The following is a 24,844-nucleotide window of genomic DNA, read 5'->3' as shown; positions in this document are numbered from 1 at the left end:
AGATTGAAAAATAGGGGTCAATATCGAAATGATGAAAAAAGCTATGCTTGTACCACAGAAATCCAATCCTAAAATTTATTTAGGACACATATGGTTTTTTTTGATTAACATAAGTAGCGTATTTAAATTTTTTCGCTACATAGAGGGGCCGAAGGTAGTGCTATATTTTATTTTTTGTTATTTTATTTTTATTCGTTGCAGAACTTCATTGTAAGGTAAGGAGGCGCGTTGTAGGGAACTGGGCAATTAAAACTTTGGGGCTTGGTAAAAACTGACGCCTCTTCACCAGCATGTAAATTGTGCATTTGTTTAGGCGTTAAATAAACAATTTTTTGAATTTTGAGAGTGAGTTTCGGATTGGATTGATTGTTCTTTTTCATAAGTATTCAATTAAAATTTAAGATAAAAACCTGGTTTTTTTCGTCTTGCCGAAAAATATTGCCTCTTTTCTTCATTTCCCTTATTTTATTTGGAAACACCCTTAAGCCACATATATCTTCACAGTGAATTTTTTATCTACGATTCGCTTTTGCGTTTTTCCTTTTGCGTTTTTCCTTTTGCGTTCATCTTGATAAAAACATATAAAGTCTACCAATAATAAAAAACTGGGTGTTTAAGACTTAGCTGTAAATCTTCTCACGCTCAAAATTTTCTAAGATTTTGTAAAGGTAGTTTATTAATGAAAAATATTATTATTTCTAACCTTATGAAATAATGATTTGATATAGAATAATTCCTTAAATGTTATTAAAAAATAAATTATTGAAATTATCATGATTGGTCAGACTATCGACTCAAATCGAGATTTGAAAATTAAAAGCTGGGTTATTTTGGGACTCTGTGTTCTTTACTTTGCTTTAATCTTATGCACTGCTGTAGGTGTATTTCGTTCCTCACATCCAGACAATTCCGGGTTAAATAAAAATGAACGGATGTTAATTAATACAAACGGGGGTTTTTACCTGTATCCTTACAGATACTCTCTGATACATTTACCAAATCAATAAAGCTACTGTTGCCACGCTCAATTTTCATATTTGTATTGCTTTTCTTTATTCCCTTTTTCGTCGTTGAAGCATCTGCTCAATCTGAAAATGGAATTAACGAAGCATCCTTATATCTTGAAAAAAGAACAACTGAGTTGAATAAATATATCAGACGCGCAGATCGCATCCAGCAACGCCTGTTGGGCCGCCTGCAGCAAAAAGAAGCACGTATGCTGGCCAAGCTCGCTGCTAAAGATTCGGTTGCCTACAAGCAATACCTGAACCGCTCGATAAGCTTTGATTCGATTGCCGTTTTATCCAAAGACACTACCGCTCTGGCCCGTATGGCCAAGCGGCGTAATGCCACCGTTGATAGCCTGATAGGCATCGGGCAGTTTATGCATAACCAGGGCAATAAACTTGCTGCCTTGGAGGGCATAAGCGGACAAGCGTTGCCCGGTGGCGATTACAGCGGCAAGATCGCCGGACTGCAAGGCAAGCTAAATGCCCAGCAACAGGTTAAAGACCTGATCCGGCAGCGCATGCAAAGCCTTGAGCAAATGGCTGCAGGTGCTGGTATACCCGGTTTACAGGGGATACAAAAAGAGGTATACTATGCCCAGGAAAAAATGAAAGCCTGGCGTGGCCTGGCCGATGATCCCGATGCTGCCGAAGAAAAAGCGATGGAATACCTGCAGGGTATCGAGGGTTTTGAAAGCTATATAGGCAATAATAAAAATGGTTTGGGGAGTGGTTTATCAGCTGCCGACTTGCAAAACATGGGTTACCAAACTAAGGGACAGGTACAGCAAATGCTCAGTGAAAAGTTTGGTAACCTGCAAGTCGTGCAACAGGCAATGCAAGGACAGATAAAAGATTTCAGCAATCAACTGGGTAAGGTAACCGATAAAGTAAAAGAAGCCGGCAACCTGGCACGGGAAGCCCGGCAGGGTCTGCAGGAAGCGAAGGCCACCAAGGATAAACTGAAGCGTATCGAAAAGCCCGCCTTTCATAAAAACCCGGAACGCGGAAAGCCTTTCTGGCAGCGGCTGGAGCCACAATACAACTTCCAGACTACGCGCGCTACGCCCGACGGCTTACGGCCGGCAATGGTGGAACTGGGAGCCGGTGTGGCCTTCAAACATACGCCCAGCCTGAGTTATGGCATCGGCATTGCTGCCAGTATTGGCCTGGGCCAGGACTGGCAACATATCCGCCTGAGTTATGAGGGTATTAGTACGCGGGTGTATGCCGATTGGAAACTATTGTATGGCTTTAGCCTGCAGACCGGTTACGAACGGGCTTTCCGTCCGCAGGACCGTGCTTACCTGGAAGATAACAGGAATGATCCGCAGTCTGTCGTAGCGTCTGGCAATGCGCTGAAAGCGGCATTTGGCGGGCAACAGGAGGCAGCCTATCTCGGCATCATGAAGCGCTACCGCATCAGCAGCAAATGGAACGGCACCTTTATGGCGGGGTATAATTTCCTGTGGCAGCAAAGCAATTTAAGAACCCCGTTTATGCTGAGGCTAGGCTGGGGAAAATAAAAATTAAAAATAAATCCGCCAAGTCATGGCGGACCTAAATAAGAGTTTTACCACAAAAACAAATATCTATGCGTAAACGATTACTATGGCTGATGCTGCTGGCCTTATCCAATATGGCCTATGCACAACCTGCCGGAACTCAAAATCCGACGAAGCTCGACTTCAACATTCCCACACCGAATACCGCTGCATTCAATAAGTACGGCAATATCCCGGTGAATTTGTTTAGTGGTCTGCCCAATATCAGTGTTCCTATCTATACGGTCAATGCGGGTAAACATACTTTACCCATCGGATTGAGTTACCATGCTGCCGGTATCAAGGTCAGCGACCTATCGAGTGATGTGGGCTTGGGATGGAGCCTCAATTCTGCCTACACTATTTCCCGCGTGCTCCGTGGCAAGCCGGATGAGCGCGGATATGAGAGTCAGCAGGGCGCTTCATTAATTGCCAAGGCAAGTCCCTTCCTTTCTGTAAACAGCACGATAGATACCTTTAAAGCGGTAGCAGACGGCATATGGGATACCCAGCCTGATGAATTCAATTTCAACATTGGAAGCGCTTCCGGGAAATTTATCATTGGCAATGATGGTATCATCACAATGCCCGACCAGGATGTAAAGGTATCCTATACCAAAACGCCGGTTGAGCATGATTTTGTTTTTGTGCTTACCGATGCCCAGGGCGTGCGGTATTATTTCAATGATTATTCGACGACCAGTTCTGAAAGTTGTTCCGACTTTGGTGGCACGATGGATTATGCCTCCACCTGGTATGTTTCTAAAATCATTTATCCCGATACCAAGGATAGCCTGACGTTCAATTATACCACGGAACTGCAGGCAATCACCACGATTTCAGAAACGAGAAACTATGACTATGGCGACATTAATCCTTACCCGGTCAAATCATCTGTTTGCTCATCGACCGTACATGTTTTTGAAAAAAAGCTCAACAGGATCGTATTTCCAAACGGCAGGGTCAACTTTAACTACAACACGGAAAAGTATGAGGTAGCAGGTACTAAAGCCCTATCTAACATCGAGGTATATGACAATGGCAGCAACCTGGTGCGGAAATTCAATTTAGGCTATACTTACTACAACGATATTTCAACAGATCCGATGGCTAAAAAACTCCGGTTGGATTCCGTATATACCAGCGTAGGCAGTGAGCTAATCGACAGGTATAATTTTGGATACGACGACAATTCGATACCCGCCTATGGCTCATTTTCCCAGGATCATTGGGGCTATTATAATGGCTACTCCAATAGTACCTTGATCGAGGGTAAGACCTTTACAGATGGAACAACAACATTTGATGTTATCGGCGGTAACCGGGATGTAAATCCGCTCCATACTAGGCGAGGTATACTCAACAGGATCTATCATCCAACAGGTGGCTATACTTATTTTGAATACGAAAACAATACAGTAGGCAAGGATTGCGGAGAAAATAATTACCTCGCAGAACCCATATACAGCTATACCAAGTATACGGCCTTTTCCAGTTGTAAATACAATAGTGCGACGCAATACCAAAATGCGACTACTACATTTACCGCACCCAGTACGCAGACCGTCACCATTCAAGTTGAACGCAATACCTGGACCTGTGTAGGCAATACCAAAAATTTTATCCTTAAGGATCTGACGACGAATCAGGTGGTTGCCCAAGGGGTTAATAATGTAAATTACCAGTTTATAGCCGGTCACAATTACAACCTCTATGTAGAGGCTGATTGCCGTTATGCTGAGGCCAATATGTATGACTGTGAGGACCGGATCAGGGCTAGTGTGACTTTTCAAAACATTGTGGGTTACGATAAGAATAAATTCGTGGGTGGGTTACGGGTAAAGCGCATTACCGACTACGATCCCTATAGTGCTGTATCCAATGTTAGAACTTATGATTACAGTTTGCCGGGCGAGCCGGACCGCTCCAGTGGCATTGCCCAGATGAAACCGAATTACGAATCCAATTACCGGTATCGTTTTACGCGCCCCAATGGAACTAGCGGTTATGATCTCATTGACATTACTTCTTACGTCTTTTCCTCGCTGGCCAATAATACTGCCCAGAACAACAGCAGTCCGGTAGCTTATAGCTATGTAAGGGAGACCTATGGCGCCAACGGCGAAGGTGGTAGCATATTGTACAATTTCAGCACGCCCTACCATAAATGCGAGATCAATTATCCTTTTGCCCCTGCCACAAGCTACGCACACCGTAACGGGCAGCTGCTTACTGCGCAGACCTTCGATAAGAATAACGTATTGCTCCGCAAGGTGGAAAATATCTACAGTTACCAGCTGGGCGGTTCGGTTAACGGTTGGAAAACTGCATATTCGGTCAATAAAGCCAATACTGAAGTGAAGGAGGTTTACAAATTTCGCGGGGAATTATATAGTTACCTGGGTGAAAAGGTGCGCCTGGTCAAATCAACAACAACTGACCTGACAGCCACGGGTTCGCTAATAACGACCACCTACCAAAACTATTTAGGCAGTAGTAACTACTATCCTTACCAAACCCTTACCCTGCAACCGGACGGCGCCCAGGTAGAACAAACGACCTACCTGTCTTCCGATTACAACACCAGCGCTTTGACAAGCCCTTTCCGTGCGCCCCTGGCTCTTAAATACATGAGCGAAAATCATCTCACCGCCTATCCCGTTGAAACTTTTACAAAAGTAGACGGTAAAGTAGTTTCTGGCAGTTTGACAGAATATGAGCTGAACGAGTTCCAGGGCTATAAAGTGCGTCCAAAGCGGCAATACAAATTACAGGTGCCTGCGCCCCTGACTACGTTTACACCCATGAACCTGTCGTTATCTAATGCCGGACCTTTCTTATTGAAAGATCCGAAATACAGCCTGGAGCTTACGTACCGGGCGTACAACGAGAAAGGCAATCCTGCCCTGATGTATGGCAACGGCCAACAAAGTATTGCCCTGATCTGGGGACATGACTTTAGTTACCCGATAGCGAAAGTGTTCGGTGATAGTTTATATAAGATCGGCTTTACCAGCTTTGAACCCGATGCCGCAGGCAACTGGTTGTATAACGAGGGGAATACCACTGCATCGGATAATGCCACAGGTAATCGTTGTTACATCTTATCGAATGGCGACATCACCTGGAATCCCAATGCATTGGCTGATATTCCGGGTTCGGAAGTAAGCGGTACACCCGTTAACGGCGGATTCATAGTTTCCTATTGGATAAAGAACGGCAATGCCCTGGTCAACGGAACAGCGCCCTATACAACGGGATCAACTGCAAACGGCTGGACCTATTGCGAACACAATATTTACAACCCAACAGGCGTCACCGTTACCGGAAGCGGATATATCGACGAGCTGCGCTTACACCCGATGAGCGCCACTATGGAGAGTTATACCTATGACCTGTTTAAAGGGATAACCAGCGGCAGCAATGCAGCGGGCCATATCTCCCGCTTCGAATACGATGTCTTCGGCAGGCTCGTCCAGGTAAAAGACGAGCAGGGCAATATCGTTAAACGCAATACCTATCAAATGCAAGCGGCACAATAATCCTGTTCTGCATCATTACTAAACGGCGTCTGCCATATTAAAATACTTATCTCATGCGTATTTCGCTCCAATATAAATTTACCGTAGCCCTGCTGTATCTCGCAGGCTCCCTGCAAGCGCAGCCTGTTGCACCGGCATCCAATATTCCTATCGTGGAGCCGGTCCAGCCAAACCCTTCATTTTTGTATTTAGGCCTGGAAAATATTACAGGTCAGACTAAATTCAATTACATACAAACGCAGGTACCCGATCAGCCCATACAAGCATGGCCTTCGGTTATCAATAATACCCGCTTCCGCCAGGTAACAGACTATTTTGATGGCCTGGGAAGACCTTTGCAAAGTGTTAATATGCGTGCCCACCAGGATGGCTACGACATCGTTAAGCACAATGTCTATGATGCACTGGGAAAAACAAAGTTCGATTACCTGCCCTTCGCTGTTCCGGCTTCCATGGTCCCCACGCAAAACGGCAAGATCAAGCTGGATGCAAACGATAAGCTTCGGGCCTTTTACGACCAGGCAGCACCCGACGAACCGCCTTATAGCGTAAATATCGATGACGATTCCCCCCTGGGACGCATGATGAAGACTATGGCGCCGGGGATTGCCTGGGTTGGTAATAATCGCGGCAAAACGAACTACTATCGTACCAATAATGCGATCGAAGAAGTCCGCATCTGGACGATCGGTGATGCCAATACGGATTTTCCTAAAAGCGATTACTATTTCGCCACGGACCAGCTGGACGTTACGGAAAGTACCGACGAAGACGGAAAAAAACAAAGAACCTATACCGATAAATTCGGTAGAGTGGTACTGACCAGGAGCCTGATGACTTCGAGCCCTGGCGCTGGTCATACCGGCTTTGCCAACACTTATTATGTATACGACAAGGCCGGCCGGCTGCGTTTCGTGATCCCGCCTAAGGCTGTAGATCTCATGAATACTGCCGGCAACTGGAATGCTAGCGCCGTGCCTGATCTGCTCTTCAGCTATTTCTATGACAAAAAAGGACGTGCAGTAGAAAAGAAGATCCCGGGTAAAGCCCTGGAGGAATATGTGTACGACGACAGGGACCGCCTGATCTTTAGCCGGGACGGTAACCAGCGTCAAAATGGGCAATGGGCATTTACCATTTACGATACGAGGAACCGCCCGGTTGTAGGCGGCTTAGGGGCATTCACCTCACCGCGCGATGTGTTGCAGGGCCTGGTGGACGATCCGGCCGTTCAATACCCGGCTCCGGACATGTGGGGATATATCAAGGACTACAACCTGTACAACAATTACCCAACACAAATAAACGGGGCTACGATACTGTCGTATACTTATTACGATAACTACCAGAATGCATCGGGCATTGGTTATCAGTATAACCGCTTTAATGGCCAGCTGCCACCGGCATCCAGGCCGGAGCTGGTTCCGGTAGCCCAGGTAGCTTCGACCATGACGCGTGATTTAGTAACAGGCAGCAAAATTGCCGTTCTTGATCCTGAAACCAACCAGGTAACCGCCTGGCTCAATACCGTTAATTTTTATGACGATAATGGCCGGATGATCCAAACCATAAAAGAAAACCTGAATGGTGGCCGGGAGATCACTTCCAATATTTATTATTTCCAGGGCATGTTATGGCGCACCATCAGGCATCACGAGAATGCTAATGCAGAACCCATACCGGGCGCAAATGACGGAGCGATTACCGTATTTGATGTTGCAAAAACCTATGAACGCAATATCGGGCTTGCCGGTGGTAACGACGCGGTTAAAAAGATTACACAAAGTATAAACGGGGGGGCGCTCTATAACCTTGTCGATTTTAACTACGACCATTTAGGGCGCAATACCACCAAGAGCATGAATATCGGCGTGGTGCTTAACGAGTACAATATGCGCGGATTTCTGAACCATATCAATGCCGAAGACCGGACCAGCTATCCTTTCAAACCGATCTTCGAAGAAAAACTCTACTACGATACCGGCTTCGCCAGCAAATTGTATAATGGCAATATAACAGGTATCATCTGGAACGGATCGGATGGCGAGAAACGAGCTTATGGATATAGTTACGATTTAATCAACCGGCTTACGCATGCAGAATTCAGGCTTAAGTCAGCAAATATGTGGAAGAATGTAGTAAAGGATTATACCGTATCCAATATCAAGTATGACCTCAATGGCAATCTTAATGCGATGATTCAAAAAGGCTGGGATCCTACCACCAATGCTATCGTAAATATGGATAAGTTGACCTACGCTTACGCACCTGCCTCCAATAGGCTTATAAAGGTCCAGGACGATGGCGTTGCTTCCAGTTTGCCGGACTTTAAAGACGGCGCCAATGTAGCTACCGAGTATTTCTATGACCCCAATGGGAATATGATTAAGGATCTCAACAAAAATATCTCGGACATAAAATATAATCACCTCAATAAACCGGTTCAAATAAATGTAACCGGGCAAGGAAAAATTAATTATTTTTACGATGCGTCGGGCAGCCTTTTAAGAAAAGTGATATCCGGTAATAGCAATGCCACCTATGATTATTTTGGTGAGTTTGTGTACAAGGATAATGTGTTACAATATATCGTTAATGAAGAAGGCCGGGCCAGGCCTATAGCCAATGATACCAGTAATAATCAAACGCGGTTTGTGTACGATTACTTTGTAAAAGATCATCTGGGCAACGTGCGTAGTACCGTTACTGCGGCGCCGATCAGCAGGGACTATATGGCCAGGCACGAAATTGCTACTGCCAATTCGGAGCAATTGGTGTTCGATAATATACCCAGTGTGCGGGATGGTAAACCAGTAAGTACAAACCCTGAAGATGTAAAAGCGGCCCACTTAGTGGCTGAAGATCCGAATATGCGTATAGGCACGGCTATTATGCTCAAAGTAATGCCGGGAGATAAGTTCACGATCAATGCAGAGTCTTATTATGAAGGCATCGTAAAAGACAATCCAACCGTATCCGGCGCCGACCTTGTAGCCTCCCTAATGGGGGCATTAATGGGCGGCAGTACCTATACCGGCATACCGGTATCCGAATTGCCGGAAAACCTGGCTACAGTAAAAAGGATCTTATCCAATCCCGAGCTGGCAACGGTCATGGACCAGGTACCTGTAATCAACCAAAACCCAGAGGCGCCGAAGGCACACTTAAATTATATGTTCTTTGATGACAATATGCAGCTTGTACCGGGGCTTAGCGGTAAGTTCCAGGTGCCTGTAAACAATGGCGGTGGTTGGCAGGTGGTAGATCCGGGTAATATTTGTAATTGTACACCTGCAGGGCCGGGAACCTCTGGTTGGGTGGTGATCTATGTAGACAACCAGACCATCGGTAAAGATGTATGGTTCGATAATATTCATATCGAGCATTATAACAGCAAGGTGCTGGAAGAAAACCATTATTACCCGCACGGCTTAACCCTGAATACGATGAGCACCGGGCAGAGTAATTTACCGGGACAGCCATATAAGTATAATGGTAAAGAACTCGAGAAAACCTACGGGTTAGAAATGTATGATTATGGCGCCAGGATGTACGATCCGCAATTAGGAGTGTGGCATGCTCCCGATCCTATGGCGGAAAAATTTGCTTATGAATCACCTTTTGTTTATGCCGGTAATAATCCGGTACGAAATATTGACCTGGGAGGAAATTTAAAACTACAATATAATGCTGAGGAGTTAAGAACAATGGGCGTGAGTAGATCGCAGATAGAAACATTTAGAACAATTGTCAATAATGTTGGTAATTTGCTAAACAATAACCCCCTAGCGTTAGAAGCGATTGTAAATACAACAGGATTTACTGCTGAAAAGATAATCAATGACTTGAGACCTGGGGAAGGACCAATTGTCGAATTCTCACTAACTGGAGACGGCGGTGCGGCAAGTTCAGATAGGTTTGTGATATCACCAAAAGATATACAATACCTTCAAAATATTGATCCTGCAAATCGCGAGGCATATAATCAACAATTGCTTGGAATAGGATTAACACTATTACACGAATATGGTCATCATGGCGATAAAGTGACAAATGATGGAAATAACACAGGCCAATACATTACAAAATTTCAAGAAAGAAAAATAGGAAATAAAACAGAACGAAATTATGATTCAGACAGAATTGGCGGAAAGAATAAAAAAACAGGTAAACAAGGTTATAAAACATCACTTACAGGACATAGGGGTACCGATATTGAAGTTGTAGGATTTGGGGTTGAAGTGAGATACAATTATGGACAAAATGTTATTTTGCCAAATGCCAAGTATTCTGAAACTACTTCAACAGAAAATTTACCTACACCTCCATCAGAATTACCTGAGAATGTGCGAGGAGATAATATTAGGCAAACTCTACTAAACACACAATAGATTATGAAAACCTCAACCTTAATGAAGCTTTTGGCATTATTTTTTTTAATATCAGGAGAGAGCTATGCTCAGTCTAACTGTCAACTATTCAAAAGTATAATTGATACTTTGTCTCTAAGAAATAATACGGTAAGAGTAAACGCAGATAGTTCAACTTCAGTCCCTATTAGTCCCTTTAGCGATACTGTTGAGCCAAAGAAAACGAAAATCAAAATTTTTCCAGCTAAAATTTTTATAGAAAAAAAAACCTTAGAAATTCCAGATTCTGAAGTATTGAAGAAAGTTATAAATTACACGAATCTTAAATCAATAAAGAATAGAAAATTTATTGCACTGAAAAATGACAGCTTTAAATCATGTATTGAAAATAATAAGAACTTTTCTTATGAATTATTATCGGAAGTAGATAATCAGAATTTCGATTTTTCTAAAAGAGAGGTTGGAGTAGTCAATGGAATCGAACAGATACTACCGAAGCAAAAAATTGCTTTTTCAAACATATTAATTTCAAAGGATAAAAATTGGGCTGTATTGTATGCAATTTTCCAGGAAGGGTTAGCGAAAGGATATACTTCAAATTGGATTATTGTTTTGAAAAACGAAGGTAAGCAACTTCACACGGCATGGACTGTTTACGAATTAAAGGGGTTTATCCTAGAATAATTTGATATAGATCATAAATAGTTCCTAGAAGAGTAGTTCAAACAGGTTTGACTTGGGAAATTGAAAACGTCGTTGGTCGACCTCAATATTAGCATTTTTTTCTTCCAATATTTATATGAACAAAAGCGTGCTAATCAATGTCACGCTTTTGTTCCAATCTTCTCATGTTTAAGTCATTTCGTAATTAACTAAATGCTCTTTTGGTAATGGAACGACATGTTCAGTGGTGTAAAAACACCCTGTTGCTATTGCTTTGCCTTCAATTACCGTATGTATCAAGGTCCCAACACTCTGATTGGCAAAACATAATGGAAAAATTATACCAAGGAAAAGAAAAGGGATCGAGGAAGGTTAGCATAGTAAGAGAGTGGAAAAAGCATATTTCAGAATCGGGTTTGGATAGCTATTATCGGCATACTCTTGCACTGAACCTGAGGCTAAACACCAATGGCTGGAGCGGCGGCCTGAGTTATCTCCGCAACGAAAGCCCCGGTAAAAAAGTGATCTGGCAACTTTACTTTTCAGGACTGCAACACGAAAAGGAAGTAAAGCAACAGCGCAGGGCAACGACCTATAATTACCTGGCAAAGAATACGTCCTATAGCCTCGGTAAGATCTATAATGCCTATACTCTGCAACTGGCATATGGCCGGGAGCAGATTCTATTCCCCGCCCTGATCGACGGCAACCTATCGCTAAGCTTGCGTTATGTAGTAGGTCCGGCGCTGGCGCTACTTAAGCCTTATTACCTGAACCTTTTGTATGTTTCCTATAATCCCGAAGAACTTGCCTATTCCCAAAGCGAACACTTTAACAACGAGAACGCAGACAAATTTCTGAATCCCGCATATATTCTAGGCAGCGACAAATGGAGCAAAGGCTTGGGGGAAACCCGGCTTATTCCCGGCCTGTTTGCAGAACTCGCAATAGCTCTTGAACCCGGCAGGCCGGAATCGTTTGTGAAAACCATTACCATGGGCGGCAACGCTGCGTTCTACACCAGCAAAATTGAAATGATGGCCGAGCGCAAAGCTTATGCCTATCAGGCCTGTTTCTTTGTTGGTCTTTCCTTTGGTAAACGCTGGCGTGCGACACGAAGTCGCTTTTAATAAGTGAATGGCCTGTAAGCCATTCCCGGTTAGTGTCCAAAACCGGTTCTCACTTCCCACGTGGGAGACCAGTAATGATCTTTTGCGAAAGCTGGGATGAAAGCCCAAGGAAGCTCCAGCCATCAGGAGTGACCGGGCAAGGGAAAGATCGGACGGGTGAACGCAAGTGAATTTCCAAAGGCTCCGTAATTGCCAACACTGGAAGGTGGTATACAACAGTGGATGGGTCAGGAAAATGTTCATTCCAGCGAGCATTTTAAAGACGATCTCTTCTCCATCGGAGATTGTTAGGACACCCAAGACCCCGGAGTATAGGGAACATCCCCCCCGGTCGCATCTTATCAATGCGGAACGTGGTAACCCCGATGAAGTCTCGAAAGAGTAAGTAAACCGTAAGGAATACCTAATTCTTCAGCGGGCGTAGGAGGTTCTGAAAAGCGAAAGCTGTCAGCTGAAAGGCAACGGGAACAAATAACCGGACAGATAGGGCTACGAAAATAGGGATACCCAACCTGAAAAGGTGCTGACGCAGAACTGGTGAATCTCTTGAATTGAAAGCGTAAAAATTTCTTAACCAAAGGAAAGTTAGATGCAGATAACGACTGCAAACAGAACAATGGGACAAACGGACTGGCATTCCATTAATTGGAAGCGGGCAAACCGTTCTGTTAGAAATTTGAGACAAAGGATATTCAAGGCAACTCAAGCTGGCGATATTAACAAAGTACGCCAGCTACAAAAACTCATGTTGCGTAGTTATTCCAATACATTAATATGTGTAAGGAAAGTTACGCAGGTAAACGCCGGTAAACACACACCAGGTATGGATAAAGTTGTTATCAAAACACCCAAAGCCAGGGAGGAATTAATAGAAGCAATTCATTCTTACCAACCTTGGCGTAGCTGTCCTGCCCGCCGTGTATATATACCGAAACCGAATGGCAAGCAACAACCGCTGGGCATTCCTACTATACTGGACAGAACTCATCAGGCACGCGTTAAGAACGCATTAGAACCCCAATGGGAAGCCTGCTTTGAAGGCTCCAGCTATGGATTTAGACCCGGCAGAAGTTGCCACGATGCAATTATGGCGATCTACTCGCTGGCACATGCAGGAAGCAGAAGACGGTGGATTGTGGATGCCGATATTAAGGGCGCGTTTGACAATATAAGTCACGAGTTCCTACTGAAAGCCATCGGGAACTTTCCTGCGAAAGGATTAATCAAACAATGGTTGAAAGCGGGATATGTTGACAAAAATGTGTTTTATGAAACGAACTCTGGCACACCACAGGGTGGTATCATAAGTCCACTCTTAGCAAACATTGCCCTTCATGGCATGGAAGAGATGTTGAAGATCGTGCGATGGGGATGTAAAAAGACCAACGCCGGAAACCGGGCATTGGTGAGGTACGCAGACGATTTTGTTGTCTTTTGTGAAAGTGAAGAAGATACCCTACAAGTTATTGAAGACTTAAAGATATGGCTATCAAATCGTGGACTATCCTTATCAGAAGAAAAGACACGTGTAGTACATATTACGGAAGGATTCGACTTTCTGGGATTTAATATTCGTCAGTATACACAAGCCTCTGCACGCAAAGGGGTTAAACTGTTGATCAAGCCAAGCAAAAAATCCGTCCTAACTTTAAAAGATAACCTACGTATTCTTTGGAAACATCTCCGAGGGGCAAGACCAATAGCAATAACGGTAAAGCTTAATCCTATTATTCGGGGCTGGGCAAACTATTATCGTATGGCAAATGCTTCAAAGACATTCAGCTACCTTGATACACATATGTTCAACAAGGCTGTGCGATGGGCTAAAAGCACTCACAATAACAAATCATGGAAATATATTACAAAAAAGTACTGGGGACGATGGAATAAGGCATGCAATGATAAGTGGGTATTCGGTGATAAGAATACTTTTCTATATAAATTCTCGTGGGTTAAGATAAAGCGTCACGTACAGGTAAAAAGCAGATCATCTAAAGATGACCCTGCCTTGAAAACCTACTGGGAAGATCGAGAAGCCAGGAAAGGACGCAATCTAACCAAAGAGAAGCAGATAATTGCCTTCTACCAGAAGTACAAATGCCCCGTATGTCATGAATCCCTGTTCAATGGTGAAGAACTTCACGATCATCACATAATAGCTGACAAAAAGAACATTGAGAGAAATCTACTAAAAAATAGACGAATGCTGCATTTATTCTGTCATCAGAAGGTGCATTTTACCAACTTGCCAGACGCGACCAAAGACATGAGGGAATTACTAAAATGAGAAGCTTTATGATTTGCTTGAGCCGTATGCGGTGAAAGTCGCACGTACGGTTCTGAGGGGGGAAAGGGATAGTAATATCCCTGACCTACCCGACGTTAAATTATCATCATTTGAAGAACAGCCTTAAAGTACTTTTTGTGCTACTGCTTGTGGCTCTGTTTTGTCTTTACAAAACATACGCCCAGGCTCCGGGTGTGGCGTACAACCGTTTCCAGTATAAACGCTATAAATGGAAGGTATTGCCGGTAGGCGCCTTCCGGGTTTACTACCCGCAGGGTTATGATAGCCTGGCCAGCTTTACTTCGGTACAATTGCCGCTGATTGCCGAAAAGGTAAAAAAGGAAATGGGTGTCCCGGTAAAAGCTACACCCAATATTATCCTGTACCCGGCCATCGACCAGTTATATACTTCCAATATCGGCTTGAAGGGTGAAGGGCATTTGCCGTTCCCGACTATATACCTGAAAGGCAGTCGCGTTACGCTGGCCTTCGATGGCTCGTATGAGCACTTCCGTACCCAGCTGGCCGGCGCATGGGCGCGGTTATGCTGGGAAGAACAATTTCAGAATGACCTGGAAGAGCAGGCTCTGTCGAGACGGCAACTAATGCCGGCCTGGTTCCGCGAAGGGGCTATCGTCTATTTCGCCCGGGGCTGGCGCCTGGTTGATGAAGATAACTGGTTATCGCTGCAGGGCGGCCGGCAGGACTGGGAACAACTAAGCGCGGCGCATCCGGAACAGGCAGGGCAAGCTTTTTGTTATTTCCTGTCGCGCAGGTACCGGCCCGATGCTGCCCGGCAACTGGTGTTCCAGTTGCGCAAAGGTAAATCGCTGAGCCGCGCCGTACGCCTGGTGGCCAAGCGTCCGCTCGATACCCTAACCCAACAATGTCTTCGTTTTTACCGGGAACGTATGGATACAACGCTATCCGCAACAGATACGCTCCGCGACCAGCTGTTGCAGGCGCATAAAGGCAGTAAGCTGCAAAGACTGCTATACAGCGCCGATGGCAAGCAGGTGGCTTATGTAACCGAAAAGGAGCACAAACGCCGGCTCTATATTACGAGCATCACAGAATTACAACAGCTACAGCAAAGCAAATCTGTACAGCGCTACCTGTTGCCGCCCTGGATGGAGGATCACGAGGCCGATCCTTATCCATTGCTGCATTGGTCCGAAGCGGATAAACAATGGTATGCGGTACAGCCGGAACAGGGCTGGGTACAGGTAAAACGTTATGGCGCCGGTGGCGCCTTGATCGACCGGCATAAGCTGTATGGGGTAGATGGCGTAAGCGCGATACTGGGCTGGAGCCGCGATCAGTGGCTGATGGCCGCGTACCGTAAGGCTAAAAGCGATATTGTCGTGTATAACGCCGCCAGTCTTCGGTTCAGCCCGCTTACCGAGGACCCGGAAGATAATACGGAACCCGCATGGGACGCAGGTCGTACCCAATTGCTTTACCGTTCGGGTTATCCTTCCGATAGCCTGTATCATGCAGACAGCATAACCAAGCCCTATGGTATTTACAGTAAAACCATAACGGGTATAAAAGGTAGTGCCAAACAGGCCGACCGGCTCCTGTGGCGGGATACAGCTTATGTTTCGTTTCACGATCCCCAAGGGTTGGCCGGTAACACGATCCGTTTACAACAAAGCACGACCGGTAGTTTGCAAGACGATACTTTAAGCCCGGGTCAATATCCGGCCGCAGTGCCTGGTAATCGTATCCGTCCCTGGTTGCGCGACTACCTCGCAGATAAGCGGCGACAGGATAGCCTGGCGGCCCTGGAGCGGCAATGGAAAAAAGACGAGGAATCTTCTTTCCTGGGTGGCGTGCTGAAAGGTAAGGATAGCAAAGGCGCTGCCAGCCGCCAACGGGACAGCCTGTTGCGGGCCCTGGCCTATACACCGGCCAAAGTAAGGCCTTATGTCCTGCAATTGTACAGCGCTTATTTCTCGGCACGCATCAACAACGATTATTACATCAACCGGATGCAGCCTTACCAGGGCTACCTGGGCTCTTTTAAATTCCCGGAGGTAGGCGCTATGGTCAACGGCGGTTTTAGCGACCTGTTCGAGAATCACCATTTCAATATCGGTTATCGTATGCCTGCGGGCACCGAAGGCAGCGACTTTTTCTTCCGTTATGAAAATACTGCGAAACGCCTCGACTGGCATGTCCTGTTTTTTAGGAAAGTAGAAAGCCTGCAACCCGATGCACAACGCGACTGGAAGGACGAACAGGGAAGGCCTTATCCGCAGATGGCCAAAGTAAAGACCCACTATTATGAACTGGGTGTACAATACCCCCTGCATTACGACTGGTCTATAGGTTTTACCGCGGCTGCGCGCCGCGACCGTACGGTATTCCTGGCCTCCGACCGTTATAGTCTTAACTTCGAGGCGCTGCAACAATGGTGGAGCATCAATACGTTTACCGTATCTGCAAACAAGCTCCACGCCCTGAGTCCCTTCCTGTATAAAGGCTGGGATGCCCGGCTGCTGACCGATGTGATGGTATCGACGGGTAAACAGGCCACCCTGTTGTATGCTACAGCACTGCGTTTCAGCTATCACCAGCCCCTGTACCGTGATATTAATTTTGTACTGCGGGGCAATGTGGGTCATAGCGGCGGACAAAGCCAGGTGCTCTATAACTTTGGCGGGGTAGATAATAACATTGTGCCGAGAACGGATACTACGGTGCGTTTTAAACAGGAGGCGCCTTACGCATTCCAGACCCTGGTAACGCCTTTTCGCGGATACCGGCAGAACAGCCTCTATGGCGGTAGTTATGTACTGTTCAATGCCGACCTGTATATCCCTTTATTCAGCCGGCTGATACCCTTGCGTACCGGGTTCTCCGCATTGAACAACCTGCAGCTCGGGCTCTTCACCGACTTTGCAGCCACCGCAAGGAAACAGGACCACTTGCCCGCAGCACCTACCCATTTGCAGTCTTTTGGTTGCAGCGCCCGCACCATACTGGTGGGTTACCCTATCCGTTTCGACCTGGCCTGGCCGCAGCAGGGCTTTTCCGCACAGCCGGTATGGTATCTGTCGTTCAAATTTTAGCTCTCTGACTTTCGATCCTTCCTTTAACTTACCCGCTAAAACAACAACACCCATTTTATTCATGTTCTAGTTCGTAATGAGAACATAGGACACTAACTGAAAAATTTCCTCTAATCCTATCTAAGGATTCATTGAGGGCAACTCATTCCATCCTTAAAATAAAGAGCTTAAAAAGAATTCAGATTTATGCATATGCTTAAATGTCTCTCAAATGACACAAAAAATAGTCACCCTGCTCTTCGATATATTGCAAGACATAGTTCTCTTTATCTTTACCGAGTTCGATTTTGAAAATTCCTTTCTCTTTCAATCTAAACCTTCCTTCCGGCAATGTTTTAAAAATGTTATCTAATGACGCTGCATTTAATAAAGGATAGGTGGCCGCGTATTTGGTAACGATAAAATTTATCTTCGATTTATGTGCAATAATTGCAATGATTTCATCAATATCAATTCTTACCAGCTGTCCATGTTAAAAAACAGCAATATCTTTAGCAGTTTTACCCGATGATTCTTTTAAAAATACCAATATATCCATATAAAATAGGAGCAGAGCCATATTAAAAAGAAACGACAGTTCATATACCATTGCTATAGAACGATCCCCTAAAACAATCCCTGCCGGTCCGGATAGCAAGAAGGTTATGCCAACTGCATGAAGCAGTTCAATTATGAACAATAGGGGTAGTGTTAAACCAAAAATGATCTGTGCAAAGATGAGCTTTCTCAGTCTGTTTGCGGAAAATCGGAATTTTTGGGACCACCAGAGATGTGTACGATAAATGTACTCCAATAGAATAAGTGTACAAATACAGATAATCCCTTTAATTCCCCAATAATTATTCTCTGCTATATTTTTACCGGTATTTATATAATCAAAGTCCATCACTAAGAAACCGGCCAGAATTGCGATAATCAGCCGAACAAGAAATGTTGGATATTCCTTTAGATTGGCAGCACGTTTTATTAGAAGAGATCTGATTTTCATTCGATTTAAAATTGAGCCCGGACGACAATTGAATTATTAGAAGATTACGTCCTCAGGACGCCAAAGCAACAGGTAACGTATTAAAAAAAAATATCTGTATTTTGTAAGGCAGCTCCCCGTTTTGATAAAATACGCGCAACGACAGGCCCCATTACTTCCTGCAAATTTTCTTCATAGCAGGGTTATTGTATAAATTCAAACTCGCCTTCGATCATTTTTCCGATGGTCGATCTGTTATCACCTGACATATATATGACTTCAATATCCAATTCAGCCTTTAGTTTTCGGGCAAGTATTATTCCGTTCATCTGAGGCAAATTATGTCCGTAATTAAAATGTCCGGCCGGCTTTCACTGTCAAGAATCTCTTTCATTGCTACATTGGGATCGGTAGCCGTTCCCGAGACCTTGAATTCTAAGGCCAGGATCTCCTTCTTAACATGGTTGACATTGAAGCCCATATCGTCAACTATATAAACGCTGATTAATTGTGACATTTAAAAGGATTTTAGGATTTTGAAAGTTATGATTCGAAAAATCTATTGATCTTATTATATGGCAATTATGAGGTTAGTCCTGTAAAATTACATATTAAAATTAACTCGCGTATCAATTCTCACCCTTACAAAACGCCTTTTGGGGTGGAGAATCTGACTTTCTACGGAATTATTTTTTGCATTGTCATCACAATGGTATATTTCGATATGAAAATGAATGACTCTAAATTAACTCTCTCGAACAATCTGATCTTCAGGGCACCTAGGTTAAGTTTAAATGCAACGATGGCAGATTCCTGGCTTATTCTCAAAGAAGCTATTGCGGATTCTTCTCCAGAATTTTATAATCTTATAAAACAAGTTGAGGTAGCTTCTGAATTAGAGGCGCTGCAGCTTAATATTCAATATACAGTTTGGAAGTATTTTAACCGTGCAAAATTTCGGTCCACGCCATTTGGTTTGTTTGCCGGATTCGGCACTGCCTCTTTTGGGAGTAAAGATTGCCAAGGTTCGATCGTTCTAGACCATTTCCATCCTCATACATTTACAGAATGGGATATAAATGAGTCAAAAGGTCCTGTTAATTTAGAAAATCATACCATTATCATTTCCAATAACACTTTTTACCGTTTAGGCGCCGACCTCAGGTATATTCGCAGGGAGGTTGCTGATTTTGAACTTTGTCAGATACCTTTCGATAAAACCTTATACGCTATTTTAACCTACTGTTCCAACAAGCAACGTTATCAGGACATAATTGGTACTTTTTTACCACTTTTTGATGACGGGCAGGAACTGGAAGAAACCATTCAGCATCTGGTTCGCATTCAACTCCTGTTACCGGAATATGCGGCCAATGTCATTGGCCAGGATTATTTTAAAAGAGTTAATTTTGATGCAGCCTCCGAAAAAAGCCAATACATTCTCTCAGAAATTATCACCTCAAATAGATGCATTAGCAGAAAACATTTTGAGCACCTCCCGCGGGCAGTCACTATCCTAAACAATATATTTCCGCTGAAGGAGAACAAGAACTTATCTCGCTTCATTAATGATTTCTCAAAAAAATTTGAATTAAGAGAAGTTCCGATTATGATCGCACTCGATCCTGAGGTTGGTGTCAGCTATGGTGATCTGGAAAATACTGAAGGCGGAAAAGATCTGATCGAAAGTCTAAAAAAACAGAGCAATCATAACGAGAACATCAATCCCGACCCATTTAAAAAAGAGTTTTTAACAAATTTAACTTTCTCAAAGCCTTCTATTGATCTCGAAACGGTTCAGGGAATAAACAGTGTCCCAAACTTGCTACCTAATACATTTACCACCCTCTTAAGCGATGCAGGGGGTATGTTTTGTATTGAGGCCCTGGGCGGTGCAACTGCAACTGCTATGGCAGGCCGCTTTACTTTGGCAAGCCAAGATATATATACTGCCTGCCAGGATATAAAAGAAAAAGAAGAATCGGCAAATCCAGGAGTTCTCTTTTTTGATATTGGATATCAATCAGAGGGCCATATTGACAATATCAATAGGCGGCGATCTATTTATGATCATCAGGTAAGTTTCCTTGATTATGACACCTCCAAGGAGCCATTGTGCTTAAATGATATTTTGGTTTCAGTATCCGCAAATGAAGTTATTTTGCGATCAAGGACCTTAAATAAAAGACTGATTCCCAAAATGAGCAGCGCATACAACTACAGCAGATCCGACCTTTCGGTATTCAGGTTCTTATGTGATCTGCAGCATCAGGGTTTACGCAACAATTTAAAACCCGATCTAATGGAGATATTTCCAGGTTTAGATTTCTATCCACGAATTCAATATAAGAATCTTATCATTTCAAGGGCGAAATGGAAGTTTAGTTACGGCACTGGAAGTAGCACCAATTTGACGAACGAAACTTTATTGACCTTTATCTTCAGGGAGAGGAAAATCCCAAAATTCTTCCGTGCAGGTAGCGGAGATCAAACACTTTTTTTTGAACGCGATTCACCGATCGACAGGCTGATGTTCCTGCATCTACTAAGAAAAAGCAAAGAGCTATATATAGAAGAAGCTTTTAAACCTAAGAACAGCATGCTGTTGGACAGCAAAAATAATCATTACAACTGTGAGATAATGATCACACTGCAGCATGGCCACCAATGCTACCGTCCTGTATCCTTCAGATCATTCCAGCAGGATATGGCAGCCGTTCAGAGGGTTATACCGCCAGGAGGAAAGTGGCTTTATTTCGAAATATATTGCCACCCCCAAAGGGCGAATGAAATATTGTCTTCGTTCATTGATCCCTTCCTGACGCAGTTCCATGGCAAGATTCATGAGTGGTTTTTCATCCGGTATAATCATCCTGATGACCATTTACGGTTACGCCTTCATTTGGTCCGTTCTAATGACGCGCAGCAAATTACAGGCAGCCTTTCTTCAAAACTGGCAAACTATATAGAGAGTGGGATCATCCCGGACTTTTCTATAAAAACCTATAAACGTGAATTGGAACGGTATGCTATGGTTAGTATGTCAGCCATAGAAAGACATTTTTATATAGACAGCCAGTTTGCAATCGCTGTTATCTTTTTGGAATTGCCCAATAACCTCTTATATCAGTTGATAATTTCGACGATCCTTTACTTGAGGGATTCAGATCTTTTTGAATATGACCGGTTCGATGGACAACTTAATAAGATTTCGCGCTCTCTATCAAAAGAACATGGACTTGGTTTAAAGCAACATAAAGAAATAAACGAAAATTATAAACAGCACATCCAGTTTGGGTCATCAATTAGTTTACCTCCTTTACAACTTCAAAGGATGGGGCTTTTTCGGAATTCATTAATCCAGGTGCTTAAGCTACACACTATTGAAGAAGGCTTATCACTTTTTAGAGATCTAATGCACATGCATATTAACCGCTTATTTTCTACAGACCAGCGCACCCACGAAATGCTAATTTATGATTACACATTAAAACGATTAAGGCAACCTAGTGCTACTGCTGTACGAAGAGCCTAATATTCAATTCTAAAGATCCTTGATGTTCTCGTCTTTTATAAAGCGCTCATGAAAAGAATTTCGGTACATATTGCCCAATGGGATTTCAGCACCATTGGACATAATAATATTGCCGTTACTTAATCCGCGTACTTTTTTTATATTAATGATGAAAGATCGGTGAACCTGGAGAAATAGACTCGTATTTAATGATTGCATTATGTATTCTATTGTATAATTTGTTTTGTAACTCGTGTTTTTTTCTAAATGGAAATACAGATTGTCCTTGAGCGTTTCCAAATAAATAATTTCCTCATCAACTATAAATGCATTTTGACCCTTTCCACTTAGCTTGACATTATATTTTTGTGCAGTAGAACTTTTGTAAGCGTCAATTCCTCTAGACAGCCATATTTTTGCTCTCTGCATTGCATCAAGGAAGCGTTCAAAAGAGAATGGTTTCTGTAGAAAATCAACAGCGTTTAAACTAAATGCCTCCAATGCATAATTCCCATAAGCAGACGAAAATATGATGCATATATGAGCAGGAATCACTTTTGCGATTTCCGTACCTAATTTTCCCGGCAGGTCTATATCCAACAGTACGATATCAATCTTCCTTTCCGAATTCTGAAGTATTTCAGAAGCTATAAATGGGTCTGCTTCGGTGCCAACAACCTTGAGCCACGAGATTCGACCTATAAACTTTACCAATAAATCAGAAGAAGGAGGTTCGTCCTCCACTATTAAAACTTTATATATCATCATGTGCGTATCCTTAATTTTAATTCAAAACATTCTTTGTACTCACTTGCATTCATCTCAAATCTATCTTTATAAAAGGCTGAAAGCCGTGTACGGCAGTTGTGCAAGCCGACCTTATTTTTTGAAGCATGGTAATGTTGAGAATGCCTGATAAAGTTCTTTGTCTCAAAACATAAAAAACTGTCTATAACGCCAATAGTAATCAAGGCAGGCTTATCTGTTTTATTAATATACCCATGCATGGAAATATTTTCAATAAATGTCAGTAACAGCATAGGAGGGACTTTGAAATTAAATCCGGGGGGAAGCGTATTCTTAAACTCCATAGTGTATGTATCCCGATACCTAAGCTTTAAAATCCGTAAATAGCGCTCTATTTGATCAATTTCATCGTCAAGATCGACTAATTCTTCTGATTCAATATTTCCGTAGGAATATTCCACAAAGCCCGCTAATAGCAGTATTGCCTCACCGGCATCTTTAGAAATGCCTTCTACTAATCCAAAGACGTAGTTAAGTGTATTTTTAAAAAAATGGGGATTTATCTGTGCCCGCAGATATGCATTTTCAAGTTCAGTCTGCCGTTGTTTACTGACTGCTTGTTGCAGCTGAAGACTTTTAACTTCCTCAATATGAAATATATTTCTACGGGCGATCCAGTACCCATAACTAATTCCTATAATAAGGATGCTCTTCCAGATCGCTTTAATTGTGCTTACAAATCCTGAAATTATTTCGCTATTAAAAGGTTCTTTGTAAACGATAGAAGAAATAATATGAATGATGGGGACATATATTAAAATTTCGGCTAAGGTCATAACCACAACTATAACCCGCGATTTCAGCGTAGCGTGCCAGTTGTCCATTACCACTAGTGCATGAAAGTAAAAAAGCCCAATTGCTGGAATATAGAAAGGCAATTGTAGCAGCAAATTCACACTTGGAAATAGCAGCCCGATCATGCTTATTTCGTAAATGATGAATAACGAGATCAGGCTTATATGCAAAGTATAATTCGTTTTTACCATAGTTCTTTTAGAATGGCCGCAAAGTTTATACATCTAGAAAAGGCTTATTGGGGGTTAGAAAATACATGTCTACCGTCACATGATAAAATGTCATATATAGTCGTTCTTTTTAGCTGTTCAGGTATGTATTTTTACATTACAAACAATGATAAAATATTATGAAAACAAAGAAAAAACCATTGAAAACCATTACGCCAAAAGCAGTATTTAATTTTAAAGGAACCTCTGCAAAAAGCGCGAGTGGGGAGCCAACGACAACATTAATTACTACTACTAATCCTACATTGAGCAGGATGTGCGAATAGGAACGGAGCCAGTTAAACCTGGCTCATGTTCAAATAATAAAACTACAACATATATTCAATTTCCATTCAATTGTCAAGTTTTATATCCCAGGTAAAAGCCAGTAATTTTTTATTACCCAACACTCAGTTTCTTTATAAACGCCCCTGATCTATCGCCAACTTTCACCGTTAAAAATAATTCTGATGTTTTAACCTGGCGGCCCGGAGCCTTAAAATAAAGGTGGAAGGGCAAACCGTTCTACTCGCAATGATCCACAATCGCTTATTACTTTTTCAAACACAAATTTCCTTTCACAAAAATCAACTTTTATGAAAAAAGTATTTTTAGCAATCGCTCTTGGCGTATTATCTCTTTCCGGTTTTGCTGAAACCCGCGATGTAAAAGCAGAAACACCTGCTAAGTCCGAAAACAAAACCGATCAGGATGACCTGCATACATACTATGTAACCAGCCAACAGATCATCGGCGGCCAGATCTTCTACAATGTAACAACCAGCAATCCGAATTGCCCTAACAGCGGCAGTAAGCCTTGTGAAGTTCTTTCGGATGAAATGGCGGATGCAAATGGTCGTATTCCCCAATCGGCTGTTCAGTCCGTTGAGACTACAAGGCCGTAGCAAAATATGACTTCTAATAAATCGGCA

Annotated in this window: 15 protein-coding genes; 10 read left to right on the top strand and 5 right to left on the bottom strand. The window is 43.2% G+C overall.

The features are described 5' to 3' along the window. Positions 1–188 precede the first annotated feature (188 nt). The gene (locus tag L1283_RS26430; RefSeq protein WP_070569922.1) at positions 189–380 is read right to left on the bottom strand and encodes a class I lanthipeptide; all 192 of its coding nucleotides are present in this window, start codon (positions 378–380) and stop codon (positions 189–191) included. 635 nt (positions 381–1,015) lie between these two features. Here L1283_RS26430 and L1283_RS26425 point away from each other — a divergent pair. The 7 genes from L1283_RS26425 (at position 1,016) to L1283_RS26395 (ending at position 17,620) form a co-directional block, all read left to right on the top strand. Then, on the top strand, positions 1,016–2,533 hold the full coding sequence (locus tag L1283_RS26425; protein WP_139144897.1) for a hypothetical protein: 1,518 nt from the start codon (positions 1,016–1,018) through the stop codon (positions 2,531–2,533). A gap of 68 nt (positions 2,534–2,601) precedes the next feature. Then, positions 2,602–6,093 carry a hypothetical protein gene (locus tag L1283_RS26420; protein ID WP_070561823.1) on the top strand — a complete coding sequence of 1,164 codons (3,492 nt, stop codon included), beginning with the start codon at positions 2,602–2,604 and terminating at the stop codon, positions 6,091–6,093. Between the two features lie 53 nt (positions 6,094–6,146). Next, entirely contained in the window at positions 6,147–10,484 is a 4,338-nt protein-coding gene (locus L1283_RS26415; protein ID WP_286849911.1) for a DUF6443 domain-containing protein, read from the top strand. 3 nt (positions 10,485–10,487) lie between these two features. Beyond that, positions 10,488–11,147 carry a hypothetical protein gene (locus L1283_RS26410; protein ID WP_139144898.1) on the top strand — a complete coding sequence of 220 codons (660 nt, stop codon included), beginning with the start codon at positions 10,488–10,490 and terminating at the stop codon, positions 11,145–11,147. A 308-nt stretch (positions 11,148–11,455) separates the two neighbouring features. Further along, the gene (locus tag L1283_RS26405) at positions 11,456–12,256 is read left to right on the top strand and encodes a hypothetical protein (protein ID WP_070561829.1); all 801 of its coding nucleotides are present in this window, start codon (positions 11,456–11,458) and stop codon (positions 12,254–12,256) included. A gap of 589 nt (positions 12,257–12,845) precedes the next feature. After that, on the top strand, positions 12,846–14,543 hold the full coding sequence (ltrA, locus tag L1283_RS26400) for a group II intron reverse transcriptase/maturase (protein ID WP_070561831.1): 1,698 nt from the start codon (positions 12,846–12,848) through the stop codon (positions 14,541–14,543). 110 nt (positions 14,544–14,653) lie between these two features. Next, positions 14,654–17,620 (top strand): hypothetical protein, encoded by a 2,967-nt coding sequence (locus L1283_RS26395; RefSeq protein WP_429626695.1) that lies wholly within the window; start codon positions 14,654–14,656, stop codon positions 17,618–17,620. A gap of 472 nt (positions 17,621–18,092) precedes the next feature. Here the strand turns inward: L1283_RS26395 and L1283_RS26390 are convergent, their stop codons facing one another. Continuing rightward, positions 18,093–18,608: a hypothetical protein gene (locus L1283_RS26390; protein WP_070561835.1), complete on the bottom strand. Its 516-nt coding sequence runs from the start codon at positions 18,606–18,608 to the stop codon at positions 18,093–18,095. A 182-nt stretch (positions 18,609–18,790) separates the two neighbouring features. Next, on the bottom strand, positions 18,791–18,916 hold the full coding sequence (locus L1283_RS26385; protein ID WP_286849918.1) for a hypothetical protein: 126 nt from the start codon (positions 18,914–18,916) through the stop codon (positions 18,791–18,793). 473 nt (positions 18,917–19,389) lie between these two features. Here L1283_RS26385 and L1283_RS26380 point away from each other — a divergent pair, with 473 nt between their 5' ends. Then, positions 19,390–22,122 (top strand): lantibiotic dehydratase, encoded by a 2,733-nt coding sequence (locus L1283_RS26380; protein WP_175441949.1) that lies wholly within the window; start codon positions 19,390–19,392, stop codon positions 22,120–22,122. 9 nt (positions 22,123–22,131) lie between these two features. Here L1283_RS26380 and L1283_RS26375 read toward each other — a convergent pair whose 3' ends face one another. Beyond that, positions 22,132–22,869, bottom strand: a complete 738-nt coding sequence (locus L1283_RS26375; protein ID WP_070561841.1) for a LytR/AlgR family response regulator transcription factor — start codon at positions 22,867–22,869, stop codon at positions 22,132–22,134. Next, positions 22,866–23,684 carry a sensor histidine kinase gene (locus L1283_RS26370; protein WP_312334340.1) on the bottom strand — a complete coding sequence of 273 codons (819 nt, stop codon included), beginning with the start codon at positions 23,682–23,684 and terminating at the stop codon, positions 22,866–22,868. The genes L1283_RS26375 and L1283_RS26370 overlap by 4 nt, the downstream gene beginning before the upstream one ends. Positions 23,685–24,052: 368 nt before the next feature. Here L1283_RS26370 and L1283_RS26365 point away from each other — a divergent pair, with 368 nt between their 5' ends. Together L1283_RS26365 and L1283_RS26360 are read left to right on the top strand one after the other, a co-directional pair. Beyond that, positions 24,053–24,199, top strand: coding sequence for a hypothetical protein (locus L1283_RS26365; protein WP_313236412.1), 147 nt, complete (start codon positions 24,053–24,055; stop codon positions 24,197–24,199). 309 nt (positions 24,200–24,508) lie between these two features. Further along, complete coding sequence (locus L1283_RS26360; protein ID WP_070561847.1) at positions 24,509–24,817, top strand: hypothetical protein; 309 nt, start codon at positions 24,509–24,511, stop codon at positions 24,815–24,817. Positions 24,818–24,844 lie beyond the last annotated feature (27 nt).

It is taken from the genome of Sphingobacterium sp. HSC-15S19 (assembly GCF_050433745.1).
Lineage (GTDB): Bacteria > Bacteroidota > Bacteroidia > Sphingobacteriales > Sphingobacteriaceae > Sphingobacterium > Sphingobacterium siyangense.
Note: the sequence above shows the minus strand (reverse complement) of the source record. Positions and strands in the feature narration are given on the sequence as shown.